This is a genomic window from Solibacillus sp. FSL R7-0668 (genome assembly GCF_038006205.1).
Lineage (GTDB): Bacteria > Bacillota > Bacilli > Bacillales_A > Planococcaceae > Solibacillus.
In genome coordinates this window covers 1,976,150-1,990,649 of the sequence record NZ_JBBOUU010000001.1, presented here as the reverse complement: position 1 = coordinate 1,990,649, position 14,500 = coordinate 1,976,150, and the positions used below count along the sequence as shown (strand labels likewise).

Genomic DNA, 14,500 nt, shown 5'->3' with positions numbered 1-14,500 from the left:
ACCAAAAAATCCACTCAAGCCTTGTATACGCATTGAGTGGATGGTTGGGATTATTTTAATTTACGAGTAAACTGTGGCTGACGCTTTTCGACAAATGCTCGTACGCCTTCCGCAAAATCAGTTTGAGAAACAAATGGTGTTGAACCTTCCCATAAGGCTGGTGTTGAATCGATGCATTCCTTCACCGAGCGTTTGACAGCTACTAATGAATCTGGAGACATGCCGGCTACCAGTTTCCCCATACGGATAGCAAAGCGATTTAAATCCTTTTCTGCGACTAAATAATTTAACATACCCGCTTTATATGCTTCTTCTGCTTTATACATACGGCCAGTAAAGACAAAATCCTTCGTTGCAGATGGACCTACTAAATCGACAAGGCGTTTTGCAAATTTATTGTTTAATGTAATCCCTAATTTACCAACAGGGATTCCCATTTTTGCTTTATCTGACCCAATTCGGATATCACATGCAAGTGCTAATTCTAGACCAGCTCCCATTGCAGGACCATTAATGACGCCGATCACAGGAATCGGTAAATTTTCAATCGTTGAAATCGTACGCTCCATATGTATGAATGCTTCTTCGGCCTTCTCTAAGGAAATGGAATTGAATTCTTTAATATCGGAGCCTGCTGTGAAGTTTTCACCAGAGCCACGTAGTAATAATACTTTGTTTTTTGGATTTTCTAATGTGCTTAATGCGATTTTGGCTAATTGATCCCACATATTAGCCGTTAATGCGTTTTTTAATTGTGGACGATGAATCGTAATAATTGCAAGGCCCGCTGTTTCTTGATAAATAATTTTAGCTTCTTCCGCCTCAAGTCTTGTCGTTCGTACTTGCATTGTTTTTCCTCCTAAGCTTCACTTTATCGCTCATTATAGCCTACTTTGATAGCAAGTAACATGCAATTTAGAATTTTCGAGTAAAAATGCGTATTGTTTAAGCATTTTTGATTACACATATTTCAAATTACAACGTCGTACATGCTACAATAAAGGCAAAGGAGTGAAGAAATATGCTTGATTTCACACCGAATGTTCAAGCGTTTGAAGCCTATTTAAGGTCATTGAATAAATCCTTTCATACCGTGAAACAATATACAATTGATGCCAATCAATTTGCGAGCATTACCAAAAATGCAGAGAATATAAATGAAGCATTACAAAGCTATACAGCAGAAATTCAAGCACTGTATTCATCTACGAACTCGGTCAACCGTAAGTTCGCAGCAATTCGCCAATTTTTACTCTTCCTACAAATGCGTGGGGTCATTACCGTTTATAACGAACAGTATTTGCAAAAGCTTGCTAAAGAACCGACCGTACTGGCTGTTTTACCAAAAAAGCAGTTGCAGCAGGCGCTAAGCTTTTGGCCGCATCAATATGATATTGCATTGAATGAAGAACATGCCTGGCTTGCATTGCGCAACACCGCGATTGTCTATACAATTGCCGAACTCGCCTTAAAACCAGCCGAACTTGTGCGTATGCAATGGAAGCATCTTGATGAAGAAACAATGGAATTGACTGTAATCGCGTCGAAGTCATTCCGCATTTTACCTATTTCAAAGGAGCTATTTGCACTTTTACAACGCTACCAGCTACATACAAATGCCTTTATGCCACTCCCGAAGCATTCGCCACATATTTGGCTCGGAGTTGGTAATAAGCTAGGGGAGCCGATTAGCGTAAAAACAGTTGAGCGAATTTATAAAGCGATGTCTGAACAGCTTGGCTTTAAAGTAACCGCTACCAATATGCGTTATCATGCGATTCAAGAGGAACTCAAGAAATCCGAGGACTTTGACTTATACAAGCAATTTGGCTATGCTCGGAAATGGGTGTTAGATGAGCGCGGACAAAGATTTAACCATAACGGAAAATAATTATGTTACAATAGAAAAAAACAACGAAGGGGGAAACGAACGATGGCCATTTCGATGATGGAGGCTTATGGGATTGAACTATTAAAAGCTCATGCTCTTTCATTTGAGCAAGTTAGTGAGCAATTGAAAGAAAATGAGATTACTTTTCCAATAGACGAAAGCTTTGATTTTTCAGTACTTAAATCCCTTTATGATACGGATTTTGATACATTCAAACAAGCCTACACGGATATTTATACCATCAAATTTTTAACGATTAATGGCTTGCGTAATATTTTGCATATGCGCTTTCATATTCCGGTAGAGCAATACGATACATTAGAGGAGGGGAACGGCTTGCGAAATGTTCCTGCATCCGCAGACGTCGAACAGCAAATTCGAACAATCGTTTCATCAAATTGGAAAGTAGAGCGTAACGGTCAAACGTTAACGTTATTTGTATAAATGGAAGTTATTATTCTTTTAATTTTGCTGTTTATTTTCATTCCGCTTATCTTTAAAATTGTAAGTAAAGTACTTAAATTTACACTTCTTATAATTACCCTCTTTATTTTATATAAGATGTTTGTAGGGCAATAATAAAAGCAGCCTCGTTCCTTAAAACGAAGCTGCTTTTTCATTGACTTCGTGCGCGGCGCTTGCGTTCAATATAGCTTGTTAATAGATTTCGAATTTGGTTCCCAACTAATAGAATGGATATCGCAAGACCGACAATAGTTAATAGAAAGGCTACCCATTCAAAAAATGTAAATGACCAAACATTCGAAAATTCAAAAGGCTTATCTAATTTATCTATGACAAGATTCATACCATAAATACCTGAAATCATACTAAACACAGTTAAAATAAAAATCAATTCATTTAAACGATCCGTCGAACGATCTTCCTGTATGCGATAGAGTTCATCGAGCGTTTCTTTGATTTCACGATATTGGGCATCTATACGAAATGTTTTCCTGAAAAACTGAGCCATTTCTTTCCCTTCCGTTCGAACTGATACTTCAGAAAAGTAGTAACGTGAAGCAAATTTTGTTATTTGTTCGATCAATTCTTCGACAATATCTTTATCCTTCGAAAACTTCAACTCACTATGTTCAAACGCTAATTTTAGGAGCATCATCTTATAAAAATAGTGGATAAGCACATTATAATACGAGATTGAATGAAAATTGCACAAATATTTGTCTAAGCGTGCATCCTGTATCGTTGTTAGTTGCATATGGCTCTGTAATGTTGTCATAATAGCAAAATCTGGCATCCAGCGCATATACAAATGTTCATCGACAAATGCCCGAATATAATCAGGGTTAGTACTTGAAATGTAGGCCGCCCCTGTTTCATCATAGCCATTCAATTGGCCCGCACGGTATAATAGCTCATCGGTTAATACAATTGTAGGATCTACTTGCATAAAGCCGCTGACATACATCCGCTCATCCTCAAAAAATGGCATTTTACTTGCACTCGCTTTTTGCCTTTGATAATCAATAAAGAAATAAGATAAAAATGGTGCAATCTTTTCTAATATTAGCTGCTCTGTATGCTGATACGGTAGCTCACCTAAAAATAATTGTGCACCAAGTTCTTCATCGATTTTAGGAAGTAACACGCGGAAAAAATGGGCGAACGACAATGCGGTTGTTACATCAGGAACATCATGCAGTTGAATTCTTAGCGCAATAATACCAATTCCAAAAGGGCATAAATTAATATCAGCACTATGCAATGTAAACTTAATATTACAAAACTTGGTTTGCATATGGCCGGTTTCTCCAATATCTTTTGAAAAGCGGTTAAAGTGAACAAGCGAAACACGATCATTCAGCAATTTTTCCTCAATAAAAGGGAAGTAGAACTGCTCCAATAATTGATAGTTAATTTGAACATCGGGTCCATATAGCGCTTCATGCATTTTTTCTTGCTTTATCCGAAAATGATAAAAGTGATTTTTGTTTAAAGTTTCGGTTAATTCTTTAAAATGAAATTGCCGATAATTAAATGGATAATAGAATATATAATGACTTTCCACAGATTGCATTGAATCACCCCCTTTGAAATATTCCCGATAATCACTCAAAAATAACCCCTTTCGCCATCGTCTGTAAAATCCACCTCAGACAAATCGAGACGCACTAGCACCCGCAAATCATTATTTCACTTCGTCTGAATGCGAAATCACTAAAAGGGAATGTACGTTCCTAAAAAGGGCTATTTTCTCCCAAAATTCACCGAAAATCGTCCATTTCTTTAAAAACGTTCCCAAATATAAATTTGGGAACGTTTTTCGTGCTATAATTGAACTTAGAAAGGGAGATTTATATCTATGAAACTGCCAAAATATTTACGAGACTTTTTAATTTACTTAACGACGATTACCGGGAAATCTCCTCGTACTCGAAAAGAATATGAATATGATTTAATTTTATTTTTGCGTTTTATTAAAGCGATCGAGCAGGACCTTGATATGAAGAACATACATAAGATTGATATTTCTGACGTGACGATTGATAGCATCAAAGAATTAGCGCTGGAGGACTTATATTTATTTATGGAATATTGTGAGGTGCAGCGTGGCAATTCGGCAGCATCGCGTGCACGCAAGGTTGCTACATTAAAGTCCTTTTTCAAATATTTAAAAGGGAAACGGCGCTTACTGGAGGAGAATCCTGCTGAACATTTAGAAACCCCGAAAATTGGGAAACGACAGCCGGTCTATTTGAATTTCCAAGAAGCGCAGCAATTTATCGGGGCCGTTGATTATCAGCATCATAGCTCACGTGATTATTGCATGATGGTGTTCTTTTTGAATTTAGGCATCCGTGTTTCCGAGCTTTGTTCCTTGAATCTTCATTCGATAAATGATCGGATGCTGACAGTTATCGGAAAAGGGGATAAAGAACGACAAGTGTATTTGAACGATGCCTGTTTGACTGCGCTTGAAAATTATTTGCTGGAGCGCAAACCCTATAAAGGGGAAGGACCAGAGCCGCTATTTGTTTCACAAAAGGGAACACGTTTTGCACGCCAAACGATTGCCAAAATCGTCAAGCAAATCAACCAAAATAGCGTGACACCAAAGGAGAAACTAACACCGCATAAGCTGCGACATACCTCGGCGACAATGATGTATAAAGCAGGAGCAGATATCCGGAGCTTGCAAGCAATTTTAGGGCACTCCAGCGTTGCAACAACACAAATTTATACACATATTGAAGATGAGCAAATTCAAGAAGTATTAAAAAACAATCCATTCAATAGTTTATAATAATAAGATTATGTAAACTAAAACACATTTCGAGTTGCAAAGACTTACATGTGTTTTTTTAATTTTTTTCAGAAAACTTATTGACACTGTACTATAACTGTTATATATTTAACTCACAAAACAAAAACTGTTATAGTACAAAGGGGATGACGAACAATGACAATGTTCCAACAAGGGTATCAAGTATACGTAAAGAAATGCGAGCAATTTGGTTTAGAGCCTGTTAACTTCCGCTATTATGTTATGCAATTATCATCGGAGCAGCTCCAAGCTTATAATACTTATGCATCCGAAATGGAGATGGAAATCGAATGATGGATTACCGAATCGGCTTCGAAAATTATAAAGAAGCTTGCGAGCGACATCATTTAGAGCCCGTTAACTTCCATTATTTCCTTATCAATTTATCGCAAGACCAATTATCTGCTTATCATACTCACGCGCTTGAGAAAAGGGGGAAATCCGAACTTGCAAATTTATAATCATAATGAGTCATTTTACCTAAAAATAGTGTAAAATGACTTTTTTATATTTGGCATATTTAGAAAAAGATAGACTTTCGAATATAATTTACGTAATAAGAAACGATACTTTACTTTTTTGAAGGAAATTAGTAATATGTATAAGCATGATTTTATACCCAATCCACGTAATTTATAACAATAAAAGAAGGGATACAATTGAATAAAGAACACAACAACTCCAAAACGATGCTGATTATCACGACATTTGTTGTCGTATTATCCATCTTTACTCATTTATTACACCGTCAATTTCATTTTTTAGACGGCTATTTATTACTGCAAGGCATTACGAATGTTACAGGTGGCCTGTATTTTATGATGAATATGCTACTTGTTATTCCACTCATTTTAATAGGAGTTACGATTTGGCTATACCGAATTCAGCACGGTGCACAGCAATTATTCATGACACTCACGTTAACATTTAGTAGTATTTCCATCATTGCTGGTGGGGATGGTTTAACAGAATATCATTTCTCCATTTTTATGGTGTTGGCCATGATCGCCAGTTTTCAACAAATAAAGTACATTATTATCAGTACGGTTATTTTTGCTGTTCATCATTTATCTGGGTATTTTTTCTTTCCGCAATTATTATGTGGGACTGAGGACTATAGCTTTTCACTGCTCATGATTCATGCCATTTACTTAGTGATGACGGCTGTTTCTACAAGCATTGTTATCCTATCTACTCGCAAAGTGGAAACACGTTTAGCGGCGGATAATGCACTAGCAGAGCAACAAATGCAACAATTATTGCGTCTCATTCATGAAGAAAGTCATCATTTACAAGCGCTATCTGGACAAATTGCCATCGATTCTGCTGCATCGGCGGATTCAAGTCTTAATATTACAAAGGCATTAGCAAAATTTCAGAAAAACGCAGAAACAGAAGCGCATTCATTGAACATCAGTGTACGTCAAAACGAGGAAAGTATCGTACAATTAGCAAGCATTCATGAACGCACCGAAAAGGTAACGCATCATGCGAAAAATGGCCTTGAAAGGGTCACACTAGGGAAAGAAAAAGTAACCGCTGTAACAAACCAAATGCTTGTCATTACAGATACCATTACATCGATTAAGCATCTGATTGAAAATTTAGAAGCCCATTCGAAGGATATTTCTAATTCCTTAATGGTTGTACATAAAATATCTGAACAAACAAAGCTATTGGCACTCAATGCATCGATTGAAGCTGCTCGTGCGGGAGAGGCAGGGAAAGGTTTCTCAGTTGTGGCAAGCGAAATTCGAAATTTGGCATCAAGCACACAAGAGTCGGTGGTTAAAATGGACAATGTATTGGAAGGAATTCAGCTTCAAATTGGGAATGTCGCACAAAAAATGAATACCGGTATGGAAGAAGTTTATAAGGGGAATCAGTTTATCCGTGAAAGTGAATATGCTTTTGAAACAATCTACAAGACTATTTCAATATTAGAGCAGGATATCGATCATATTTCAACTGCTACAAAGGATGTCGTCAATCAAACGCAATCATCTTTAGCTGTATTCCATGAAATTGCACAAATGAACGAGCAATCCCTTCATACGGTTCGTGTCATTACCGATTCTGCCCATCAGCAACATACCGCTTCGCAAAGTTTAGAGCAGGTAATTACCCAATTAAACGGCGTCACTGCTCAACTAAAATCATTAACAGATCAAGTGCATCCCTAAGATTGGAAGGGGATATTTGCGTATAGTTCCTTTAATTTATATTATAAAAAACTATTTTAAAAGTATTTCTTTTGAAATAGTTTTTTTAATGAATAGCCATTTCACTTATAAGAATATGATAAAATTGTGAATTTCATATTGCTGACGATAAAATATTCGTGCTATTTCTCATAAAAGATTGGCTAAAATAGGCAAATCGATTTATAATTTTATAGATAAGAACATTCCTATTTTTTAACATCTAAATGGACTGGAGAGATTATCATGCAAAAAATGACCGATTCGAAAATTCTTGAATCAATGGAATTTACATATGAGCAGCTTGTCGATTTAAAGGCTGCACTTGATAAGACATCAATTGTTGCAGTAACAGATAAAAAAGGGCTCATTCTACAAGTAAATGATCAATTTTGCGAGATTTCGAAATATAGCCGTGAAGAGCTCATCGGCCAAGACCACCGCATTTTAAATTCTGGCTACCACCCGAAATCATTTTTCAAAGAAATGTGGCGTGTGATTGGGAATGGGGAAACGTGGCAAGCCGATGTATGCAACCGTGCAAAAGATGGCTCGCTCTATTGGGTAAAAACGACCATTGTTCCGTTCCTTGGCCAAAATGGAAAACCAGAACGCTATATCTCCATCCGAACAGATATTACAGCCCAAAAGAACATCAAGAAAATTGCACATATCGCCTATCATGATGATTTAACAGGCTTACCGAACCGACGTAGTCTTTCAAAACGCATTGAAAACGAAATTTCAAATGGTTTACGCAATAAAAATCAATTTGCGGTATTCTTCTTTGATGTAAATCGTTTTAAAAATATTAATGACAGCCTTGGGCATAAAATCGGCGACTTATTTTTAATTGAATTGGCGAGACGTTTAACAGAAATCGATACACAATCAAACTCTTTCTACCGGTTAAATGGTGACGAATTTGTATATATTTTAGAGGATGTCAAACTTGTAAATGAGATGGCAGAGAAAATTTTGGATGTCTTTAAAGCAAGCTTTGTCTTCGATGAATATGAATTTTATGCGAGCGTCAGCCTTGGGATTAGTGTGTATCCGGATCATGGAGAAAATGTATCGAAGCTATTAAAAACCGCAGATGTTGCGATGTACGCAGCGAAAGCGAAAAAAGGCAATAGCTTTAGTGTCTATAAAAAATTAATGCGTGGTTCGAATGACCAGTTTTTAATATTAGAAACGAAGCTGCATAAAGCATTACGTGAAAACATTTTTGAACTACGTTTCCAGCCAACCTATAATTTACAATCAGGCAAAATCATTGGAACCGAATCAATTATTTATTGGCATGATGAGGATTATGGTGAAATGAATCCGGTGGAGTTTCTACCATTTGCAGCACAATGTGGCTTAATTATAGAAATTGATCAATATACATTAAAACATACAATCCAACAGATGGCACAGCTCAAACCATATGTGGCGGATGATTTTAAAATTTCAGTGGATTTATCTACGGATTATTTAAAAGATACGAACTTTATTGTTGATTTAACGACGTATTTAGAGGAAACTCAGCTCGAGCCTCACTACATTGAAATCGAAATTTCGGAGTTAAGCTTATTAGATACAGATCTACAATTATATGATAAAATCAATCAATTACATGAAATGGGTATTTCCATTTCCGTTGATGATTTCGGTATGGGCTATTCATCACTGAGCTATTTACGTGAAATTCCGATTAACCTACTAAAAATCGATCAATCCTTCACACATGAACTAAATCTTGTGCCAGCTAACGCTAAGATGGTTGCGGCCATTATTTCATTGGCAAACGCACTGAACATACAAGTAGTTGCGACCAAAGTCGAGAATGGGGAAGACTTAGCCATTTTAAAAGAGTTAAACTGTGCATTCGTACAAGGCTTATACTTAAATGATCCACTCCCATTACAAGAGCTTATCGCATTCATAGCTAAACATTAAAAAAGGAGCGTCCCGTAGCATGAGGGACACTCCTTTTTTAATGTTTCAAATGACTTTCAATGCGGGCAAACTCCTCTAAATCAATGCTTTCGATATATTTGTAAAGCACATCGATATTGACTTGGATTTGGTCCTTATGCGACAAGTAGAAATCCTCCGTCAAATGGCGAATAATTAATGGCACTACTTTCGAATGGTTGAAACGATGAATGTACTTTTCTAAAAATGCTGTATTGACCGCAATATCTGTATTTTGACCAAGTGCTTCAAAATCTAAATATTTGATATGGGCCATTAAAAAATCTTCCGTTAAATGTTCATTATATTGACAGACATACGACCAATTGATTTCGTTTTTGTAGCGATTGATCCAGTGTAATTCGGATACGGCTGTAAATAATTGTTGCTGGGTCTTTGACAGATTAGCAAACTTGTCGTCCATCTCATTGTTTGTCAGGCGCATATCACCATAGCGGTCGTATTTTTGACTTTTTAATGAGGGAATTCCTTTTACTAAATGCTCACTGCCCGGCCATTTGTATTGTCCTCGGTCGTACTCGAAGTATTGTAAGTCCATAATCGGTATTTCATCTGCTTCAGGTAAGTACACAATATCAAATGAGCGATAAAAAACATTACTTTCGATCAAATCATCTATTTGATCCACAAAATCCGGATGAATATGCTTTTTGTTTTTTAATAATTCATCGATTAAATAACGTTTGAAGCTTGTTGTAAGGCGGGTTAATACACTTTTATTATGCTGCAGCGCTTCTAAATTGACATCCTGTAAATGCTCGATTAAAAACTGCTCCGATAATAGTGGATTGGCATAGCATAGATACGTAAATGGAATATAGCCTAAATACGGTACTAATTTGCTATGATGCTGCTGCGAGGCTAAATGCAGCCAGCTATAATAGGAATTAATAAATGCACGGTCATACGGCAGCATTTCGTAAACGGCTTCGTCTCCGTCCTCTAATGCGCGAAGGATGGCTAATGAATTAAAATGCGTTACATCGAAGTCACTTGGAAATAGAATGGCCTCAAATGCCTTTTTTAGATGAAATTGAACTTTTGGCTTTTTTGAAAGAAAGCTGTATGTTCCGATGGCGCCGCGCTCTTCCAGTAAAATATAGGCAAGCTCCTGACGCTGGTCACGCGTAAGCTCACAATCCTTTGGAAACTTTACCGATGCAAAATATTGGGCTTTGGCTAAATCGTAAAAGAATTTATAATCACCTGTTTTTGTATAGGGCTCTTTTGAATGATTTTGTTGCCAGTAGAGAAGGGCGCCATTGATTGTTTCATAGTTTGAAAATGTAATATTTGCGATGGAAAAAATATTTTGTGCTAATGCATCATCGTACAATACTTTCATAAATTCTATATTTTTTATTTTAAGCATAAGGCACCTCCAGTCCTTCTATTATATACGTTCTTAAGATAATTGCTAAATGAAAAATATTTTTTACAAAATAGGTTTATTGATGTTTATACGGGGTATTCTAATTGTAGTAAAGTTACGATCACTTTATATAAATGATTTACACCTAAAAATTTTGTATTATGATTTCTATTAGCTTCGTTGTATGCGTTTTTGGACCATTAAGATATGCGTTACAATTTATTTAAAACGATTGAAGTAAAATGCTTTAACGAAGATTTTCGAAAGATGTCAGGCAATTGACGAGTGAAATGCATACGCGAACTTAGGTTTTCATGAAAAGATTTCAGCTCAAGCAGGATCAATGACGTTAAACAATGTACGAAATATGATGATGACAACTGAATACGAACAACTCGATCGTAACTTTACACTTTACACTCCTTATCCCATAAGGAGTGTTTTTCTTGCTATAATAAAGGAAAACTTCACTAGAATAGGAGCGTGCCTATGTGGAAAATACATAACGGAAAACTTATTCAAACTGCGGATGAATCGCGCATGCGTTATAAAACCCGCATTAGCGCAAGTCTACTCGAGCAGCTTAAGCAAATGGCCGAAACACATGATACCCATATTAGCTACTTGCTCGAAAATGGCTATAGTAATTTACTTGAAGCTGGTGTCATTAGCTTTAATAAAAAAAATCGTCCCAAAGATCGCATTGAATTCCGTACAACATGTGATAAGGAGCTTTTGCAATGCCTAAAAGACTTTGCACATGCAAAGGACTTAAATTTAAATGATTGCATTGAGGCGAGCGTCGCATATATTAATGTTAATGATGTTAAGCATGCCCATTGGCGTTATCGTATTGAACGTTAGCTATGGCATTCAACAAAGTATCGTTGTTTGTTATGCACGGATTTTTTGAACAATTGCTGCGAATGACTTCACGACAAAGTCCGCCTGCTGTAATTCTTCAGGCTGTGCGAAGTCAAAATGTACACCAATCGCCGTTAAGCCATTATCCTGTGCAGCTTTTATATCGGAAGCGCGGTCCCCGACAACGAAGCCTGAAGTAATGCTATTTTCTCTTATGACATTCGCAACGAGCTCGGATTTGTTACCAGATGGAACCGTATCGATGCTGTAAACACGTTCTATCCACTTCATTAACTTATATTGCTTTACAATCGCTTGTAAATAGGGCATTTGACCATTGCTTGCGATATATAGGGGATAATGCGCAGCTAATTGATTCAAGGTCTCTTCAACTTGCTCATACAATGAACCTGTCCCATTTTCAATTTGTTCGATTAATGCCTGTTGGAAATAACGGTTACTTTCCTGATGCTGCGACTTGTCATGCTCGGGACATAATGTTTGCCAAACAACCGTTAATGGTACACCCATAATTTTGCGGTATTGGTCAATCGGAGTAGCACCTTTCCAAAGTCCTTGTTCGCGTAGATAGTCAAATGTTGCGGCTAGCGCTGGTTCTAATATGTAATTTGTTTGAAAAAGTGTACCATCCATATCAAAAATAATCGCTTGTTTCATATCTGTATCCATCCTTTTGGCGTGTATTTATTAGCTATGACGTAAAAGCTAAGGAAATGATAGCAATTTAAGAAAATTCACAACCTTGGCAATAAGATTCTTGTTGTGAAGAATCATATGCAGTGCAACATCTGGTTTGGTCACCAGGTGTTTTTTATTTGGCTTAAAACAATGAGGCGTTGATTCAGATTATGGAATCAACGCCTCTTTTTCACGCTGTTCTTTTTTCAAAACGATTCTATATTTTTTAATTTTTTCTTTTTTTCTATTTGAGGAAGCCAAATGCAGTCATAGCAAGTACAAATGGCACTCTCCCCTACAATAACTTTTCCTAAAAATGCTCTTAATACAATTTTATCAACTAAATCCTCCAATTACCTTACTATTTTTTGATGTGTTCAGATTTTGTTCAATTGGATTATATAAGCTAATAAACAGAATATAAACATTCGAGAGAGGATTTTAATCGATTTAGAGGAAAACTCGTAATGTACTAGTAAATACTCGATTTTATGAAACACCATTGAAACATGGAGTTGAATTTTCGTAATCATCTTCTGTATTGACTTGATGTGTGGTTATATATTTGCGACTTTTGGGTTTTATTTGCGAAATTATAAAGATATTTGTGATTACCCAAATATTTATTTTTTTCAAATTAATTCAATTTTTTAACCTAATTTTAACCTTTGTAATTAATACTCAAACGTAACTAGAATGATTAAAACTATTTCAAATAGCAAAAAAAGAAATCGAAACGGGCATTTTTCCGCACGGTTCAACATGTTTTTGCTCAGCTTGAGAATTTGAAATGGGTCAACTTACTTAGAAAAAAGTTTGAGAGGAGAAGGTTAAGTTTTATGGCAGATAGATTTCAACATAAATCGTTATTTTTGATTTTCTAAATATACTAATGGGTAATTTTTTGCATTAAATAGGCTAGTAAGAAGGGGGCATTTCAATTAAATGTTAAATAGGAAAACGGTTTTCTTTTTTTGTTACATGCTTACGATTGCTATTTTTTTGATAACGATAGAAACCGTACAAGCATCGTATTATGTTGCACCCAATGGAAGTGACGAATCAGAAGGTACATATAGTTCACCTTGGCAATCCATCCAATATGCGGTCAATCGAGCTGAACCAGGTGATGTCATATTTGTTCGTGAAGGTACTTACAAAGAACTGGTTGTTATCTCGAATAAAGAGGCAGCAGACGGTCAATGGATAACGATTAAAAATTTTCAGAACGAAACACCGATTATCGATGCTGAAGGCTTAGAAATCACGCCTAAACAAAGAGCCGGGTTTGAAATTAAAGACTCGAAAGGGATTCGAATAGAAGGCTTTGAAATACGAAATGTGAAAGCCGACTCTCAAGAATCCTTTCCAGCAGGTATTTTAGTACGAGGACACAATGAAAATATTGACATCACAGAAAATAACATTCATCACATTGCGAATTATGCAAAAAAAGGGAATGCACATGGCATTATTGTATACGGTAATGACCCACAGCCCATTCAAGATATTCGAATAACAAACAACAAACTATCTGATTTAACGCTCGGTCGTAGTGAATCCTTAACGTTGAGTGGCAATATAGAAAATTTCGTCATTGATAAAAATATATTGACCAACAACAATAATATCGGCATTGATGCTGCTGGCCGGTACGGTGCTTGTGATCGAGATGGATGTATAGATTATGCGCGCAATGGCGTGATTTCAAATAATTTAGTTTCCTATATGTCTTCTGCAAACAATCCGGCTTATGAAGGCTCGGGATCATCGGCAGGTATTTATATTGATGGCGCACAAAACATCGTCGTGGAAAAAAACCATGTTATCAATAATGACTTCGGAATTTCAGTCTCAAGTGAAGAAGAAGGTTTTTCCGCCAAAAATATTGTCGTAAGAAATAATTTTGTTTCTAAAAACACAAAGGCGGGTCTTATTTTAGGTGGAGCAAGTATTGATAATGGCGGAGCCGAGAATATCTTGATTATTGCTAATAAATTTACCTTTAATGATCGTTCCAACAAAGGCTATAGAGAAGTTACCATTCAGAATCATACACGCAATATCGAATTTTCCAGCAATACGTATTTAAGATGTAGCTCTAAAGAACATATGAATATCTCTAAAAAAGTAACGACGGATAATCGCTTCAAAAATGAATCCGTGTTTTCAACCATTTTATGTAAATAAAAAAAGAAAGA

Annotated in this window: 13 protein-coding genes; 9 read left to right on the top strand and 4 right to left on the bottom strand. The window is 36.3% G+C overall.

The features are described 5' to 3' along the window. Nucleotides 1-50: 50 nt before the first annotated feature. A complete protein-coding gene (locus MKX47_RS09680; protein ID WP_340773477.1) occupies nucleotides 51-848 on the bottom strand; it encodes an enoyl-CoA hydratase/isomerase family protein in 798 nt (265 codons plus the stop codon). 173 nt (nucleotides 849-1,021) lie between these two features. Between MKX47_RS09680 and MKX47_RS09675 the strand changes: the two genes are divergently transcribed. Then, nucleotides 1,022-1,891 carry a tyrosine-type recombinase/integrase gene (locus tag MKX47_RS09675; RefSeq protein WP_340773474.1) on the top strand — a complete coding sequence of 290 codons (870 nt, stop codon included), beginning with the start codon at nucleotides 1,022-1,024 and terminating at the stop codon, nucleotides 1,889-1,891. 42 nt (nucleotides 1,892-1,933) lie between these two features. Then, nucleotides 1,934-2,335: a hypothetical protein gene (locus tag MKX47_RS09670; protein ID WP_340773472.1), complete on the top strand. Its 402-nt coding sequence runs from the start codon at nucleotides 1,934-1,936 to the stop codon at nucleotides 2,333-2,335. A 172-nt stretch (nucleotides 2,336-2,507) separates the two neighbouring features. Here the strand turns inward: MKX47_RS09670 and MKX47_RS09665 are convergent, their stop codons facing one another. After that, nucleotides 2,508-3,929 carry a sugar phosphate isomerase gene (locus MKX47_RS09665; protein WP_340773470.1) on the bottom strand — a complete coding sequence of 474 codons (1,422 nt, stop codon included), beginning with the start codon at nucleotides 3,927-3,929 and terminating at the stop codon, nucleotides 2,508-2,510. Between the two features lie 285 nt (nucleotides 3,930-4,214). Between MKX47_RS09665 and MKX47_RS09660 the strand changes: the two genes are divergently transcribed. The 5 genes from MKX47_RS09660 (at nucleotide 4,215) to MKX47_RS09640 (ending at nucleotide 9,325) form a co-directional block, all read left to right on the top strand. After that, nucleotides 4,215-5,156, top strand: coding sequence for a tyrosine recombinase XerC (locus MKX47_RS09660; protein ID WP_340773468.1), 942 nt, complete (start codon nucleotides 4,215-4,217; stop codon nucleotides 5,154-5,156). 156 nt (nucleotides 5,157-5,312) lie between these two features. Then, nucleotides 5,313-5,471, top strand: a complete 159-nt coding sequence (locus MKX47_RS09655) for a transcriptional regulator (RefSeq protein WP_340773466.1) — start codon at nucleotides 5,313-5,315, stop codon at nucleotides 5,469-5,471. Beyond that, on the top strand, nucleotides 5,468-5,638 hold the full coding sequence (locus MKX47_RS09650) for a transcriptional regulator (RefSeq protein WP_340773464.1): 171 nt from the start codon (nucleotides 5,468-5,470) through the stop codon (nucleotides 5,636-5,638). Before MKX47_RS09655 ends, MKX47_RS09650 begins: the two co-directional genes overlap by 4 nt. Before the next feature lie 198 nt (nucleotides 5,639-5,836). After that, nucleotides 5,837-7,360 (top strand): methyl-accepting chemotaxis protein, encoded by a 1,524-nt coding sequence (locus MKX47_RS09645; RefSeq protein ID WP_340773461.1) that lies wholly within the window; start codon nucleotides 5,837-5,839, stop codon nucleotides 7,358-7,360. Nucleotides 7,361-7,624: 264 nt separating this feature from the next. Next, complete coding sequence (locus tag MKX47_RS09640; protein ID WP_340773459.1) at nucleotides 7,625-9,325, top strand: sensor domain-containing protein; 1,701 nt, start codon at nucleotides 7,625-7,627, stop codon at nucleotides 9,323-9,325. A 37-nt stretch (nucleotides 9,326-9,362) separates the two neighbouring features. On the opposite strand, the gene MKX47_RS09635 is transcribed toward MKX47_RS09640, so the two are convergent. Further along, complete coding sequence (locus tag MKX47_RS09635; protein ID WP_340773457.1) at nucleotides 9,363-10,736, bottom strand: nucleoside-diphosphate sugar epimerase; 1,374 nt, start codon at nucleotides 10,734-10,736, stop codon at nucleotides 9,363-9,365. Nucleotides 10,737-11,225: 489 nt separating this feature from the next. Between MKX47_RS09635 and MKX47_RS09630 the strand changes: the two genes are divergently transcribed. Continuing rightward, the gene (locus MKX47_RS09630) at nucleotides 11,226-11,600 is read left to right on the top strand and encodes an rRNA methyltransferase (RefSeq protein WP_340773455.1); all 375 of its coding nucleotides are present in this window, start codon (nucleotides 11,226-11,228) and stop codon (nucleotides 11,598-11,600) included. A gap of 30 nt (nucleotides 11,601-11,630) precedes the next feature. Here MKX47_RS09630 and MKX47_RS09625 read toward each other — a convergent pair whose 3' ends face one another. Beyond that, nucleotides 11,631-12,278: an HAD hydrolase-like protein gene (locus tag MKX47_RS09625; protein ID WP_340773452.1), complete on the bottom strand. Its 648-nt coding sequence runs from the start codon at nucleotides 12,276-12,278 to the stop codon at nucleotides 11,631-11,633. A 966-nt stretch (nucleotides 12,279-13,244) separates the two neighbouring features. Here MKX47_RS09625 and MKX47_RS09620 point away from each other — a divergent pair. After that, nucleotides 13,245-14,489 carry a right-handed parallel beta-helix repeat-containing protein gene (locus tag MKX47_RS09620; RefSeq protein WP_340773450.1) on the top strand — a complete coding sequence of 415 codons (1,245 nt, stop codon included), beginning with the start codon at nucleotides 13,245-13,247 and terminating at the stop codon, nucleotides 14,487-14,489. Nucleotides 14,490-14,500 lie beyond the last annotated feature (11 nt).

What these genes read in the sequence shown, in the direction of transcription:
- MKX47_RS09675 (WP_340773474.1), top strand. Translation starts at nt 1,022, where the DNA reads ATGCTTGATTTCACACCGAATGTTCAAGCGTTTGAAGCCTATTTAAGG.
- MKX47_RS09635 (WP_340773457.1), bottom strand. Translation starts at nt 10,736, where the DNA reads ATGCTTAAAATAAAAAATATAGAATTTATGAAAGTATTGTACGATGAT.
- MKX47_RS09620 (WP_340773450.1), top strand. Translation starts at nt 13,245, where the DNA reads ATGTTAAATAGGAAAACGGTTTTCTTTTTTTGTTACATGCTTACGATT.
- MKX47_RS09630 (WP_340773455.1), top strand. Translation starts at nt 11,226, where the DNA reads ATGTGGAAAATACATAACGGAAAACTTATTCAAACTGCGGATGAATCG.
- MKX47_RS09650 (WP_340773464.1), top strand. Translation starts at nt 5,468, where the DNA reads ATGATGGATTACCGAATCGGCTTCGAAAATTATAAAGAAGCTTGCGAG.
- MKX47_RS09660 (WP_340773468.1), top strand. Translation starts at nt 4,215, where the DNA reads ATGAAACTGCCAAAATATTTACGAGACTTTTTAATTTACTTAACGACG.
- MKX47_RS09680 (WP_340773477.1), bottom strand. Translation starts at nt 848, where the DNA reads ATGCAAGTACGAACGACAAGACTTGAGGCGGAAGAAGCTAAAATTATT.
- MKX47_RS09625 (WP_340773452.1), bottom strand. Translation starts at nt 12,278, where the DNA reads ATGAAACAAGCGATTATTTTTGATATGGATGGTACACTTTTTCAAACA.
- MKX47_RS09670 (WP_340773472.1), top strand. Translation starts at nt 1,934, where the DNA reads ATGGCCATTTCGATGATGGAGGCTTATGGGATTGAACTATTAAAAGCT.
- MKX47_RS09640 (WP_340773459.1), top strand. Translation starts at nt 7,625, where the DNA reads ATGCAAAAAATGACCGATTCGAAAATTCTTGAATCAATGGAATTTACA.
- MKX47_RS09665 (WP_340773470.1), bottom strand. Translation starts at nt 3,929, where the DNA reads ATGCAATCTGTGGAAAGTCATTATATATTCTATTATCCATTTAATTAT.
- MKX47_RS09655 (WP_340773466.1), top strand. Translation starts at nt 5,313, where the DNA reads ATGACAATGTTCCAACAAGGGTATCAAGTATACGTAAAGAAATGCGAG.